The 13,480-nt window shown below is 75.4% G+C and carries 12 protein-coding genes; 4 read left to right on the top strand and 8 right to left on the bottom strand.

The genetic code is table 11. The features are described 5' to 3' along the window. The first annotated feature begins 7 nt into the window (after positions 1 to 7). Positions 8 to 499, top strand: coding sequence for a DUF6328 family protein (locus HOP40_RS25565; protein WP_172162875.1), 492 nt, complete (start codon positions 8 to 10; stop codon positions 497 to 499). Positions 500 to 504: 5 nt separating this feature from the next. On the opposite strand, the gene HOP40_RS25560 is transcribed toward HOP40_RS25565, so the two are convergent. Continuing rightward, complete coding sequence (locus tag HOP40_RS25560) at positions 505 to 1,281, bottom strand: RNA polymerase sigma factor SigF (RefSeq protein WP_172162872.1); 777 nt, start codon at positions 1,279 to 1,281, stop codon at positions 505 to 507. Positions 1,282 to 1,526: 245 nt separating this feature from the next. On the opposite strand from HOP40_RS25560, the gene HOP40_RS25555 reads away from it, so the two are divergent. Then, a complete protein-coding gene (locus HOP40_RS25555; protein ID WP_172169177.1) occupies positions 1,527 to 3,830 on the top strand; it encodes a HelD family protein in 2,304 nt (767 codons plus the stop codon). A gap of 84 nt (positions 3,831 to 3,914) precedes the next feature. On the opposite strand, the gene HOP40_RS25550 is transcribed toward HOP40_RS25555, so the two are convergent. The 4 genes from HOP40_RS25550 to HOP40_RS25535 all read right to left on the bottom strand — a co-directional run bounded on the left by HOP40_RS25550 (position 3,915) and on the right by HOP40_RS25535 (position 8,279). Then, positions 3,915 to 4,730, bottom strand: coding sequence for an N-acetylmuramoyl-L-alanine amidase (locus HOP40_RS25550; RefSeq protein WP_172162869.1), 816 nt, complete (start codon positions 4,728 to 4,730; stop codon positions 3,915 to 3,917). Positions 4,731 to 4,799: 69 nt separating this feature from the next. Further along, positions 4,800 to 5,339, bottom strand: a complete 540-nt coding sequence (locus HOP40_RS25545) for a GNAT family N-acetyltransferase (RefSeq protein WP_172162866.1) — start codon at positions 5,337 to 5,339, stop codon at positions 4,800 to 4,802. A gap of 4 nt (positions 5,340 to 5,343) precedes the next feature. Then, complete coding sequence (recQ, locus tag HOP40_RS25540; RefSeq protein ID WP_420821768.1) at positions 5,344 to 7,164, bottom strand: DNA helicase RecQ; 1,821 nt, start codon at positions 7,162 to 7,164, stop codon at positions 5,344 to 5,346. 26 nt (positions 7,165 to 7,190) lie between these two features. Then, positions 7,191 to 8,279 carry a winged helix DNA-binding domain-containing protein gene (locus HOP40_RS25535; protein ID WP_172162863.1) on the bottom strand — a complete coding sequence of 363 codons (1,089 nt, stop codon included), beginning with the start codon at positions 8,277 to 8,279 and terminating at the stop codon, positions 7,191 to 7,193. 92 nt (positions 8,280 to 8,371) lie between these two features. On the opposite strand from HOP40_RS25535, the gene HOP40_RS25530 reads away from it, so the two are divergent. Further along, positions 8,372 to 9,550 carry an acyl-CoA dehydrogenase family protein gene (locus tag HOP40_RS25530; protein WP_172162860.1) on the top strand — a complete coding sequence of 393 codons (1,179 nt, stop codon included), beginning with the start codon at positions 8,372 to 8,374 and terminating at the stop codon, positions 9,548 to 9,550. Positions 9,551 to 9,557: 7 nt separating this feature from the next. Here the strand turns inward: HOP40_RS25530 and HOP40_RS25525 are convergent, their stop codons facing one another. From HOP40_RS25525 to HOP40_RS25515, 3 genes are read right to left on the bottom strand one after another with little or no spacing between them, the layout of a single operon-like run. Next, positions 9,558 to 10,550 (bottom strand): Gfo/Idh/MocA family protein, encoded by a 993-nt coding sequence (locus HOP40_RS25525; RefSeq protein ID WP_172162857.1) that lies wholly within the window; start codon positions 10,548 to 10,550, stop codon positions 9,558 to 9,560. 14 nt (positions 10,551 to 10,564) lie between these two features. Beyond that, entirely contained in the window at positions 10,565 to 11,326 is a 762-nt protein-coding gene (locus HOP40_RS25520) for an SDR family oxidoreductase (protein ID WP_172162854.1), read from the bottom strand. Beyond that, entirely contained in the window at positions 11,326 to 12,432 is a 1,107-nt protein-coding gene (locus tag HOP40_RS25515; protein ID WP_172162851.1) for a phytanoyl-CoA dioxygenase family protein, read from the bottom strand. The genes HOP40_RS25520 and HOP40_RS25515 overlap by 1 nt, the downstream gene beginning before the upstream one ends. Positions 12,433 to 12,484: 52 nt before the next feature. Here HOP40_RS25515 and HOP40_RS25510 point away from each other — a divergent pair, with 52 nt between their 5' ends. Then, the gene (locus HOP40_RS25510; protein WP_240157275.1) at positions 12,485 to 13,480 is read left to right on the top strand and encodes a LacI family DNA-binding transcriptional regulator; all 996 of its coding nucleotides are present in this window, start codon (positions 12,485 to 12,487) and stop codon (positions 13,478 to 13,480) included.

The raw sequence follows: 13,480 nt of genomic DNA, 5'->3' as shown, positions 1-13,480 counted from the left end.
TGCCCGCGTGAGCGAACCGGACGACACCCGCCCGAGCGCGCAGGACGACCGGGGTGAGGGCCCGTTGCGGCGGGCCGACCGCAACATGCTGGAGCTGCTGCAGGAGCTGCGCGTCGCGCAGACCGGCGTGCAGATCCTCTTCGCGTTCCTGCTGTCGCTGTCGTTCACCGAGCGGTTCGGGCGCATCGACGAGGTGCAGCGCTGGACCTACGTCGTCACGCTGCTGCTGTCGGTGCTGACGGCCGGGCTGCTCGTCGGCCCGGCCGCGGCGCACCGCATGACGTTCGGGCGCGGGGTCAAGGCGCCGACCGTCGCGCTCGGGCAGCGGCTGTTCGTCGCCGGCCTCGCGTCCCTGGCCCTGACCCTCACCGGGGCCGTGCTGCTGGTCCTCGACGTCGCGGTCGGGCGCGGGTTCGCCGTGCCCGCGGCGGCGGCCGTCGGCGTCGTCCTGACGGGGCTGTGGTTCGTGCTGCCCCGCCGCCTGCTGAACGGGACCTGAGCGCGCTACTCGGCCGCGTTGAGCTTCTCCCGCAGCTGGCGCAGCGTCTGGGCCAGCAGCCGCGACACGTGCATCTGCGACACCCCGACCCGGTCGGCGATCTGGGTCTGCGTCATGTTGCCGAAGAACCGCAGCACCAGGATCGTCCGCTCGCGCGGGGGCAGCTCGTCGAGCAGCGGCTGCAGGGTCTCGCGGTACTCCACCTTGTCCAGCTCGACGTCGGCGGTGCCGAGGGTGTCGGTCAGCGGCGTCTCGCCGCCGGCCACGAGCTCGTCGAGCGAGGTGTTGCGGTAGGCCTGCTGGGCGTCGAGACCCTCCAGCACCTCGTCGACCGGCATGTCCAGGCGCGCCGCGATCTCGGTGGGCCGCGGCGCGCGCCCCAGCTCCTGCGACAGCGGCCCGACCGCGCCCGCGATCGTCGCCTGCAGGTCCTTGAGGCGGCGCGGCACGCGCATCGCCCAGGTGCGGTCGCGGAAGTGGCGGCGGATCTCGCCGGTGATGGTGGGCACGGCGTAGGACAGGAAGTCGCTGCCGTGCGAGGGGTCGAAGCGGTCGACGGCGCCGAGCAGGCCGATCGTGCCGGCCTGCTCCAGGTCGTCGGCGGGCTCGCCGCGGCCGGAGAACCGGCGGGCGATGTGGCGGACGACCGGCAGGTGGCCGGTCACGAGTCGGGAGCGCAGCGCGGCGCGGTCGGGGTGGTCGGGGGGCAGTGCCGCGAACTGTTCGAAGAGAGGCGCGAGGTGCGCGTACTCGGAGTCGCGGGACGGCTCGGAGCTGGGCACAGAGAGGCCTACCCGGTGCCGGGGGAGCAGTAAACGCCCCGCACCGACGGCCCGTGGCGCGGCCCGAGCGCCTGCGAACGCCACCCCCGCAGCGCTGGTAGCTTGGACAGTCGCCGTTTCCCGAGCCCCGTGAAGGTGAACCGCCGGTGTCGAACAGCACGTCCCCCGGGCTCTCCGGCGTCGAGGGTCCCGCCGGGGGGCCCGCCGACGACGACGGTCTGGCCCACGAGCAGCGCTACGTCAGCATGCTCTACGGCCGTCTCGACGCCCGCCGCGCCGAGACCGCGCAGCGCCTGCACGACGCCCTGCACGACGAGACCGTCGGCACGCCGCAGGCGCTCACCGAGCGCGACGCCGCCGCCGCGATGTACACCGACCGCCTCGCCGCGCTGCGCGCCGCCGAGCACGGCCTGGCGTTCGGCCGCCTCGACGTGCTGCCCGAGCACGAGGGCGAGCCGGGGGAGCGGCGCTACATCGGCCGCCTGGGCCTGCTGGACGAGGACCACGACTACGAGCCGCTGCTCATGGACTGGCGCGCGCCCGCCGCCCGCCCGTTCTACACCGCCACCGCGGCCTCGCCCGACGGCATCCGCCGCCGCCGCCACCTGCGCACCCGGCGCCGCGAGGTGCTGGCGATCGACGACGAGGTGCTCGACCTCGACGCCGCCGACGCGGGCGGGCGCTCCTCGGGCCTGACGAGCGAGGCCGCGCTGCTCGCCGCCGTCGGCGCCCGCCGCACCGGCCGGATGGGCGACATCGTCGCCACCATCCAGTCCGAGCAGGACGCCATCATCCGCTCCAAGCCCTCGGGCGTGCTGGTCGTGCAGGGCGGGCCGGGCACCGGGAAGACGGCCGTCGCGCTGCACCGCGCGGCCTACCTGCTCTACACCCACCGCGACCGCCTGGCCCGGCGCGGCGTGCTCGTCGTGGGGCCCAACCCGACGTTCCTGCGCTACATCGGGCAGGTCCTGCCCTCCCTCGGCGAGACCAGCGTCGTGCTCGGCACGGTGGGGCAGCTGTTCCCGAACCTCGACGCGCGGCGCCCGGAGCCCGCGGAGACCGCGGAGGTCAAGGGCCGCGCCGACATGGCCTCGGTCATCGCGGCCGCCGTGCGTGACCGCCAGCAGGTGCCGCGCCGCCCCGTCGAGCTCGACGTCGAGGGCCAGCGGATCCGGCTCGACCGCGACGTCGCCAACTCCGCCCGCACCCGGGCCCGGCGCTCCCGCAAGCCGCACAACGAGGCCAAGCGGGTCTTCCACAAGGAGGCCGTCCGGCTGCTGGCCGAGCAGGCCGCCCGCGGGCTGGGCGGGGCCGGGCTCAACTCCTCCCGCTTCCTCGACGCCGGCGACCTCGCCGACATCCGCGAGGAGCTCACCGAGAGCCGCGAGCTGCAGCGCGCGCTCGACGACCTCTGGCCCACGCTGTCGGCCGAGCAGCTGCTCACCGACCTGTTCGCCGACCCTCGGCGGCTGAACTCGGTGGCGCGCCGCCTCCCGGCCGCCGACCGCGCGCGCCTGGAGCGGCCCGCCCCCGCCGACGACGTGCCGCCCGGCCTGCGCTGGACCCCGGCCGACGTGCCGCTGCTCGACGAGGCGGCCGAGCTGCTCGGCGACGACGGCGCCGAGGCCGCGGCCCGCGAGGCGGCGGCGCTGCGCGAGGAGGTCCTCTACGCGCAGGGCGTGCTCGACGTCCTCGACCTGGAGGAGGACCTCGACGACGAGCTGCTGCGCGCGGGCGACATCGTCGACGCCGAGCGCCTCGCCGAGCGCCAGGCGGTGCGCCGCTACGACTCCACCGCCGAGCGCGCCGCCGCCGACCGCGAGTGGACCTACGGCCACGTGATCGTCGACGAGGCGCAGGAGCTGTCGGCGATGGCGTGGCGGCTGGTGATGCGGCGCTGCCCGAGCCGGTCGATGACGCTCGTCGGCGACATCGCGCAGACCGGCGACCTGGCCGGGGCGTCGTCGTGGGGGCAGGTGCTCTCGCCGTACGTGGCGAACCGGTGGCGCCTGGAGCAGCTCACGGTCAACTACCGCACGCCCTCGGAGATCGCCGACGTCGCCGACGACGTGCTCGCCGTCATCGAGCCGGGGCTGGCCGCGCCGCGCTCGGTCCGCAGCACCGGCGTGTCGCCGCGCGCGGTGCCCGTCGGCGGCGACCGGCTCGACGACGTCGTCGCGAAGGTGCTGGCGGAGGAGGCGGGCGCCGTGCCCGACGGGCGCACCGTCGTGCTGGCGCCGGCGGCGCGGGTGCGCGGGCTGCGGGAGCGCCTCCTCGGCGCGGCCGAGCCCGTCGCGGGTCCGGACACGCCCGACGGCCCGGCCGACCCGACCGTCGACCTCGAGTCGCCGGTCGTGGTGCTGCCGATCTCCTCGGCCAAGGGCCTGGAGTTCGACGCGGTGGTGCTGGTGGAGCCGGCGGAGGTGCTCGAGGAGTCACCGCGCGGGGCCAACGACCTCTACGTCGCGCTCACCCGCGCCACCCAGCGGCTCGCGGTGGTGCACGCGCAGGAGCTGCCCGCGATGCTGCACCGGCTCAGCGCCGGCTGAGCTCAGCGCCGGCTGAGCGAACGGCACTCTCGCTCAACGGGATCGGGCGAACGTGCCGTTCGCGCGGCCCGGCCACCCCCATAGTCAGCCCAGGTACGTGAGGATCCCGGCCGCGATCGCTTCGGCGTAGCGCTCCCGGCCCGCCTCCGACGACACGAGCGCGGCCTCGGCGGCGTTGCGCATGTTGGCGCACTCGACGAGCACGGCCGGGCGGGTGCTGTGGTTGAGCCCGGCGAGGTCGGGCCGCGGGGTGAGGGCCTGCTCGCCGGTGTAGTCGGAGTCGGTGAACCCGCCGGTGCGCAGCGCGTCGCGGACGGCGAGCGCGAGCTCGCGGGCCGGGGCGCCCTGTGCGGGGTGGAGCGGCGGGTCGGACAGGGCGACGTGGAAGCCGCTGCCGCCCGGGGCCGCGCCGTCGGCGTGGATCGACACCACCGCGTCGGCCCCGGCCGCCTCACCCGCGCGCCCGCGCTCGTCGACGCAGGGCCCGACGCCGGTGTCGTCGGGGCGGGTGAGGACGACCCGGACCCCGTCGGCCTCCAGCGCGCGCCGCACCCGCTGGGCGACGTCCCAGGTGAAGGCGTGCTCGGGGTAGCCGGCGTCGGTCGCGGTGCCGGTGGTGTTGCAGGCCTTGGTGCCGCTGCGCCCGTCCGGGACGGGCCGGCCGATCTCCGCGGGGTGGGTGCCGTTGCCGCCGTTGTGGCCGGGGTCGAGGACGACGACCCGCTGCGGGGGTGCGGGCAGGGTGGAGGTCGCGCGGACCGTCGTGGCGGTGGCGGTGGCGGTGGCGGTGGTGGTCGTGGCGGGGGTGGTCGTCGCGGCGGGTGCGGGGGCGGCCGGGGAGCCGCACCCCACGAGCACGACCGCCGCGAGCCCGACCGCGACCCGCCCCCCGAACTGCACCGGCCGAGCATGGCACGTGTCGGCGAGCGACCCGTGAGTGGATACGAGTGCCCCAGCACTCGTATCCACTCACGGGTGGCGGTACTCCACCTCGCCCTGTTCCGCACCGGGGAGGGGGTCGTCGTGGTGCTCCTCGTACGTCCGGACGTACCGCATCCCGATCTTCTCCATCACCCGCCGCGACGCGGTGTTGACGGCCATCGTCGTCGCGAACACCGACCGGGCGCCCAGTGCGGTGACGGCGTGGTCGAGCAGGGCCCGGGCGGCCTCGGTGGCGTACCCGTGGCCCCACGCCGCGCGCGCGAACCGCCAGCCGATCTCCAGCTCGCCCGGCCGGGGCTCGCGCTCCACGGCCGGCCGGAGCAGCACCCAGCCCAGGAACGCGCCGGTGGCGCGGTCGAGGACCGCCGAGTAGCCCCAGGCCGGGTCGCGGCGCTCCCACGCGAGCATGCGGGGCAGCTCCTCGTCGCGGACGTCCTCGCGCCGGGGCCGCCCGCGGGACAGGTACCGCATCACCTCGTCGTCGGTGTGCAGGGCGTGCAGCGCGTCGACGTCACCGGCGTGGAGCGGCCGCAGGACCAGGCGCTCGGTGGTCAGGTGCAGCGCCACCGGCTCACTCCGCGGTGAGGGTGCCGAGCACGCCCTGCCCGTACTTCGCGAGCTTGTTCTCCCCGATCCCGCTGATCGTGCCCAGCTCGCCCAGCGTCGACGGGAGGCGCGTGGCGATCTCGCGCAGCACGGCGTCGTGGAAGATCACGTAGGCGGGCACGCCCTGCTCCTTGGCCGTGGCCCCGCGCCAGGCGCGCAGGCGCTCGAACACCGGAGCCGCCCCGGCGGGCAGGGCGGGGGCGTCGGCGCGGGCCGAGCGCGACCGCGACCGCGTGCTCTTCACGGGGTCGCGGCGCATCCGCACCTCGCGGTCGCCGCGCAGCACCTCGCCGCTGGCCTCGGTGAGCGCGAACGTCTGGTAGGCGCCCTGGACGGCGAGCAGCCCCTGCGCCAGCAGCTGGCGCACGACCGCGCGCCACTCGGGCTCGGACAGGTCGGTGCCGACTCCGAAGACGGTGAGCTCGTCGTGGGCGAACTGCTCGATCTTCGCGGTGCGCTTGCCGGTGACGATGTCGATGAGGTGCCCGGCCCCGAAGGACTGGTTGCGCTCCTTCTTCAGCCGCCACACCGTCGAGAGGATCTTCTGGGCGGGCACGGTGCCGTCCCAGGACTCGGGCGGGGTGAGGCAGGTGTCGCAGTTGCCGCACGGCTCGCTGCGCTGGCCGAAGTAGTCGAGCAGCCGCACGCGGCGGCACTCCACGGTCTCGCACAGCGCGAGCATCGCGTCGAGGTGCTGGCCCAGGCGCTGCTTGTGCGCGCGGTCGCCCTCGGACTCGTCGATCATCTTGCGCTGCTGCACGACGTCGGCCAGGCCGTAGGCCAGCCACGCCGTGGACGGGAGCCCGTCGCGGCCGGCACGGCCGGTCTCCTGGTAGTAGCCCTCGACGGACTTGGGCAGGTCGAGGTGGGCGACGAACCGGACGTCGGGCTTGTCGATGCCCATGCCGAACGCGATCGTCGCCACCATGACGACGCCCTCCTCGCGCAGGAACCGCGACTGGTTCTGCGCGCGGACCGCCGCGTCGAGCCCCGCGTGGTAGGGCAGCGCCGGGATGCCCTGCGCCACCAGGAACTCCGCGGTCTGCTCCACGGACTTGCGCGAGAGGCAGTAGACGATCCCCGCATCGCCGGGGTGCTCGGTGCGCAGCAGGTCGAGCAGCTGCCTGCGCGGCTCGTTCTTCGGCGCGATCCGGTACTGGATGTTGGGCCGGTCGAAGCTGGCGACGACGTGCTTGGCGTCGACGAGGTTGAGCCGCTGCGCGATCTCGGTGTGCGTGTGCTCGGTGGCGGTGGCCGTGAGCGCGATGCGGGGGACGTCGGGCCAGCGCTCGTGCAGGTCGGACAGCGCGAGGTAGTCGGGGCGGAAGTCGTGCCCCCACTGCGCGACGCAGTGCGCCTCGTCGATGGCGAACAGCGCGATCCTGCCGCGGCCCAGCAGCGACAGCGTGGAGGGGACGCGCAGGCGCTCCGGGGCGAGGTAGAGCAGGTCGAGCTCGCCGTCGAGGTAGGCGCGCTCGGTGTCGCGGCGCTCGTCGGGGTTCTGCGTGGAGTTGAGGAAACCGGCGCGGACGCCGAGGTTGCGCAGGGCGTCGACCTGGTCCTGCATGAGCGCGATCAGCGGGGAGACGACCACGCCCGTGCCCGGCCGGACGATCGAGGGCACCTGGTAGCACAGCGACTTGCCGCCGCCGGTGGGCATGAGCACCAGCGCGTCGCCGCCCGCGCAGACGTGCTCGACGACCTCCTGCTGCGGGCCGCGGAACGCCTCGTAGCCGAAGACCCGGCGCAGGACGTCGAGCGGGGCGGGTGCGGTGTCGGGGAGCACGGACCCGATCGTAGGCGCCGGGTCCGTCACCCCACGACCACCTCGGGCGCCGCGCGGGGGTGCAGGAACGCCAGCAGCGCCGCGCCCTCGGCGGTGACGGCGTCGCGCTCGCCCGGCGTCAGCACTCGGAACGGGCGGACGGTGAGGGTCGCGGCGCCGCGCACGCGGACGGCCCGCCAGGTGGCGGCGACGACGCCGTCGACGAGCACCGAGCTGGGCTGCTCGCCGCTGTCCCCGCCGAAACCCAGCGTCCGGTAGTCGACCGTCCCGACGATCCGGCTGCGGTCGGCGTGGGAGAGCAGGAGGTTGTCGAAGTCGTAGAGGAAGCGCACCGGCGCGGGGACGTCGGGGTCGGGGCGCGGGGCGTCGGGGAGGTCGACGAGCGCTCGGCCGTCCTCGGTGCGGAAGGTCGCGAGCGGGAGGTCGTCGACGACCTCCGCGAGCCTCGTCAGCCCGCACCAGGTCTGGACGTCGCGCACGGTGGCGGGGCCGAAGGCGGCGAGGTAGCGCAGCACCAGGTCGGCGACGGGCACCGGCGCCTGCGCACGGCCGAGCCAGTGCTCCAGCGGCGTCTGCAGCGGTCGCCCGCTGCGGCCCCACACCCCGCGCGGGGGGACCTGCACCATCGGCAGCCACATCCGGGCGCCCTGCGCGAGCGCGTCGGGGTCGTGCCCGGGGAACCGCCCGGCCAGCGCCCGGCCCAGCTCCGCGGCCGCCATCGGACGCCCCGTGGTGAGCTCCCGCGCCCGGTCGACGAGCGCGGCCCGGTCGACCCCGGCGAGCCGGCGCCCGAACACCCCCGTCGTCGAGCGCTCGATCACGACGTCGACGAGCGGCCGCCACGCCAGCGCGTCGGCCGCGGTGACGAGGTGGATCGTCGAGCGCATCAGCGGCACCCGCACCAGCCGGCGGTCCTGGAGCGCGGTCCCGACCGCGGCCGGGTCGAACCCCGCCAGCCGCGACCACAGCCCGACGTACCAGGTCTGCGGGGTCTGGGCCTGCAACCCGGCCAGGTGCGCGACGGCGTCGACCGGGTCGAGGTCGGCGCGCTCCAGCAGGAGCTGGCGGGCCAGCGTGGCGCGGTTCAGCGCGCGCGGGCCGAGGACGGGGGTCACGGGTGCGACGATAGGGAGGGCAGCGGCCGGTTCCCGACCGCATCGCCTCTTCTCGCCGTGCCGCGTTCCCCGCCCGGTGCCACCCTGGAGCGATGACCGCCGACCCGCTGCCCGGTGACTTCTTCCGCTTCGCCGACGCCCTCACCGACGACGAGCGCGCCGTCGTCGGGAAGGTGCGCGAGTTCCTGGCGAAGGAGGTGGCCCCGGTAGCGCTGGAGCACTGGACGAAGGCCGAGTTCCCGCACCACCTCATCCCCGGGTTCGCCGCGCTGGACATCGCCGCCCTGCCCTACGAGGGCCTCGACGGCCCGGCCGCACGTCGGCAGCTCGTCGGGTTCGTGTCGATGGAGATCGCGCACACCGATCCGTCGATGAACAGCTTCTTCGGCATCCACAACGGCCTGGCGATGGGCAGCATCGACCTGTGCGGCTCGGCCGAGCAGCGCGAGCGCTGGCTCCCGGCGATGGCGCGGATGGAGAAGATCGGCGCGTTCGGGCTGACCGAGCCGCACGGCGGGTCCGACGTCGCGCGCGGGCTGGAGACGACCGCCCGCCGCGAGGGCGACGAGTGGGTGATCGACGGCGAGAAGCGCTGGATCGGCAACGGCACGTTCGCCGACCTCGTCGTGGTCTGGGCGCGCGACGTCGCGGACGACAGCGTCAAGGGCTTCGTGGTGGGGCAGGACAACCCGGGCATGACCACCACGAAGATGGAGAACAAGATCGCCCTGCGGACGGTGCAGAACGCCGACATAGTCCTGCGCGGGTGCCGCGTCCCCGAGGAGGACCGCCTGCAGGAGGCGCGCTCGTTCGCCGACACCAACAAGGTGCTGCGCCGCACCCGCGGCGGCGTGGCCTGGGGCTCCACCGGCACGATGATGGCCGCCTACGAGCTGGCGCTTGCCTACGCGCAGGAGCGCGAGCAGTTCGGGCGGCCGATCGCGGGGTTCCAGCTCGTGCAGGACCTGCTGGTGCGGATGCTGGGCAACATCACCGCGTCGCTGGGCATGGCCGTGCGGCTGGCCGAGATGCAGGAGGCGGGGGAGGCGCGCGACGAGCACGCCGCCCTGGCCAAGGAGTTCTGCACGTCGAAGATGCGCGAGACCGTCGCCGCCGCGCGGGAGGTCGTCGGCGGCAACGGCATCGTGCTGGACTACGGCGTCGGCAAGTTCTTCGCCGACGCCGAGGCCCTGTACTCCTTCGAGGGCACCAAGCAGATCAACACGCTCGTCGTGGGCCGGGCGATCACCGGCCAGAGCGCGTTCGTGTAGCCCGGGCTCAGGCGATCTCGTCCGTCCGCACCGGCCGGTGCTCGCGCAGCGACACTGTCGCGGCCTCGGCGGCCACGGCCACCGCGAGCGCGTCGTCGACGGTGCAGGGTGAGGGCCGGGTGCCCGCGACGAGCTCGGTGAACGCGGCCAGCTCCGCCCGGAACGCCGACGCGAGGCGGTCCATGAAGAACGCGTGCGCCGGGCCGGCGGGGGCGAGCGCGCCGGGGCCGAGCGGGCGGATCGGCAGGCCGTCGTCGAGCCCGGCGGCGGCGCTGTCGGCGGCGCCGTGCACCTCCAGGCGCACGTCGTAGCCGCGGGCGTTGTAGCGGCTGTTGGAGATCACGCCGATCGTGCCGTCGGCCATGGTGAGCAGCAGCGAGGCGGCGTCGATGTCGCCGAGCTCGCCGAACATCGGGTCGCCGCGGTCGGCGCCGGCGGCGTAGACCTCGGTGATCTCCTGGCCGGTGACCCAGCGGACGGCGTCGAGGTCGTGCACGGTGCAGTCGCGGAACAGCCCGCCCGAGCCCGCGAGGTAGGCGCGCGGCGGCGGGGCCGGGTCGAGCGTGGTGGAGCGGACGGTGTGCACCCGGCCCAGCTCGCCGGCCGCGACGGCGCCGCGCACGGCGAGGAACCCGGCGTCGAAGCGGCGGGGGTAGCCGATCTGCACGGGGGCGCCGCGCACGGCGTCGGCCGTGGCGCGGGCGTCGGCCAGGCCCGCGGCCAGCGGCTTCTCGCAGAACACCGGCAGCCCGGCGTCGACGGCCGCGCGCAGCAGCGCGGGGTGGGCGTCGGTGGCGGCGGCGATCAGCACCCCGTCGACGCCCGCGGCCAGCAGCTTCTCGGGGGAGTCGGCGGGCTCCGCGCCCAGGCGCGCCGCGACCTCGGCGGTGACGCCCGGCGCCGCGTCGGCGACGACGAGCGAGCCGACCTGCTCCAGGTCGGTGAGGGTCTGCGCGTGGAACGCGCCGATCCGGCCGAGTCCGATCAGTCCGAGCCTCATGTCCGCGGTTCCCATCAGTCGAGTCCTCCGAGCACGTTCTGGTCCCAGTCGACGACGGAACCGGTGACGACGCCGCTGCGCGGCGAGAGCAGGAACACCACGAAGTCGGCGATCTCGTCGACGCGGCCCAGGCGCCCCATCGGCAGCCGGGCGGCGGCGCCGTCGCGCCAGCCGTCGTCGGCGTCGTGGAAGCGGCGCTGGACGGCGTCCTCGCCCTCGGTGTCGGTCCAGCCGATGTCGACGCCGTTGACGCGCACGCGGTCGTGGCGGTGGGCGTGCGCGGCGTTGCGGGTGAGCCCGGCGAGCCCGGCCTTCGCGGCGACGTAGGGCGCGAGGTAGGGCTGCCCGCCCAGCTCCGAGGACGAGATGACGTTGACGACCGAGCCGGGCTCGCCGCGGGCGACCATGTCGGCGACGGCGGCCTGCATCGTGAAGAACGGGCCGCGCAGGTTGACCGCCACGTGCCGGTCGAACAGCTCCGGGGTCGTGTCGAGCAGCGTGCCGCGGTCGGTGAGGCCGGCCGCGTTGACCAGGCCGTCGATCCGGCCGTGCTCGGCCACCACCGCGGCCACGGACGCCCGCGCCTGCGCCGGGTCGGCGACGTCGGCGGCGACGAACCGCGCGCCGGTGTCGGCGGCGGCCTTCTCCCCGACGTCGATGCGGCGCCCGCTGATCGTGACGTGCGCGCCCTCGCGCACCGCGGCCCGCGCGACGCCGGCGCCGACCCCCTGGGTGCCGCCGCTGACGAGCACGACCATGCCGTCGAGCAGGCCCATCAGTGCGTGTCCCGTCGTGCCGCGTGCTCGGTGAGGGCGGCGTCGAACGCCTCCGCGTCCCAGCCCTCGGTCACCGCGCGCCGCACCAGGTCGGCCTGGCTGGGCGGGGCGAGACCGTCGACGGGCGGGTCGCGGTCGAGGTTGGTGGGGAAGGCGTAGCCCTCGGCCGCGGCGGCGATCGCGTGCTCGTGCCCGGGGCGCAGGTGCGGGTAGACCGCGCGGCAGACCCGGGCGCGGTCGACGCTCTCCATCGCGCGCCCGAACGCCGAGCTGATCTGCAGCAGGTTGGCGGTGCGGCGGACGTCGGCGGTGCGGTTGGTGCCCGCGCCGTGGATGACGGCGGGGTTGAAGAACGCGGCGTCCCCGGTGCGCAGGGGCAGCTGGACGTGGTGCTCCTCGAAGTACCGCGCGAACTCGGGCAGCGCCGTCGCGAGGTAGCCGTCGCCGTACTTCTGGGAGTGCGGCAGGTACAGCGTCGGGCCCGACTCCACCGGCATGTCGGCGTGCGCCACCGCCCCCTGCAGCGTGAGGACGGGGGAGAGGCGGTGCACGTGCGCGGGGTAGCGCACGATCTCGGTGGGCGGCAGGAAGCCGAGGTGGTAGTCGCGGTGCCCGACCTGGGCCTGCCCGCCCGGGTGCACGACGTTGACCTGCGAGGTCACCTGATAGCCCGGGCCGAGCCAGGCCAGCGCGACGAGGGCGAGCACGTCGGAGGCGTAGTAGTCGACGAACACGTCCGGTGCCCGCACGGCGAGCTTCTCGAGCGCGTTCCAGACGCGGTCGTTCGTGCCGCGGCCGTTCTCGTCGACAGCCGCGAAGTGGTCGCCCACCTGGCGTCCGGCGGCGTGCTGCTCGGCGACCATCGCGTCGAACTCGGCGGTGGCGCGGTCGACGACCCGGCGCTCCAGCGCACCGCGCACGACGACGACGCCGGGCCCGTCGGCGAAGGCCCGCACCAGCTCCGCGGGCGGGGCGGCCCGCACCCCGTCGGCGGAGTAGACGAGCACCTTCTGCTCGACGGACTCGGCGTGCGGGAAGTCGGCGGGGTCGGTGCGGTCGTCGAGGACGGCCAGCAGGTCGTCGAGGACGGGGGTACCGGTCGGCATCGTCGCCTCCGTTCGGTCTTAAAGCGCTTTAACGGTGTGTACCCTCCGGCACGTGACCGGAGCTGTCAAGAGGCCGCGGCTGGAGGACGTCGCCGCCGCCGTGGGGGTGTCGACGGCGTCGGTGTCGCTCGTCCTGCGGGGGGTCGCGGGGCCCAGCGCCGAGACCCGCCAGCGGGTCCTGGACGCCGCCGCGCGCCTGGGCTACCGCACCGACCGGACCGCGAGCCTGCTCGCCCGGCGCCGCACCCACCTGCTCGGCGTGCCCGTGCTGCTGCGCGACTCGTTCCGCACCGAGCTCGCCGAGGAGGTGCAGATCGCCGCCGACGAGCACGGCTACGCCCTCGCGCTGTCGGGCATCACGCGCACCCATGACGAGGAGCGGGTGGTCGAGACGCTGCTCGACCTGCGCTGCGAGGGGCTGCTGCTCCTCGCGCCCGGGCTCTCGCCGGCCGCGCTGGCCGCGCTGGGTGCGCGGGTGCCGACCGTCGTGATCGGGCGCCGGCTGCCCCCCGAGGGCTTCGACGTGGTCCGGGTGGCCGACGGGGACGGCGTCGGCGACGCGGTCGACCACCTCGTCGCGCTCGGGCACCACGCGATCGCCCACGTCGACGGCGGCAGCGCCCACATGGCCGACGACCGCCGCGCCGGCTACCTCGCCGCGATGGCCCGGCACGGGCTGGAGCCCCGCGTGGTGCCGGGCGGCGACAGCGAGGACGCCGGGGCGCGGGCCGCCCGGGCGCTGCTCGACGCCGGCCCGCCGTCGGCGGTCGTCGCGGCCAACGACCGCTGCGCGCTCGGCGTGCTCGACGTGTTCCTGCGCGGCGGCGTCCGCGTGCCGCAGGACGTGTCGGTGGTGGGCTACGACGACGCCGAGCCCGCTCGCCTCGCCCACATCCGGCTCACGACGGTCAACCAGGACGCCGCCGAGCAGGCGCGGACCGCCGTCGCGGTGGCGCTGGAGCGGCTCGACGGCGACCGCGTCGACGCGGTGGACCGGGTGCTGTCGCCGCGGCTGGTGGTCCGGGGCACCACCGCCCCACCGCCCTGA

Source organism: Pseudonocardia broussonetiae, from assembly GCF_013155125.1.
Classification (GTDB): domain Bacteria; phylum Actinomycetota; class Actinomycetes; order Mycobacteriales; family Pseudonocardiaceae; genus Pseudonocardia; species Pseudonocardia broussonetiae.
This window is presented reverse-complemented; position numbering and strand designations above follow the sequence as displayed.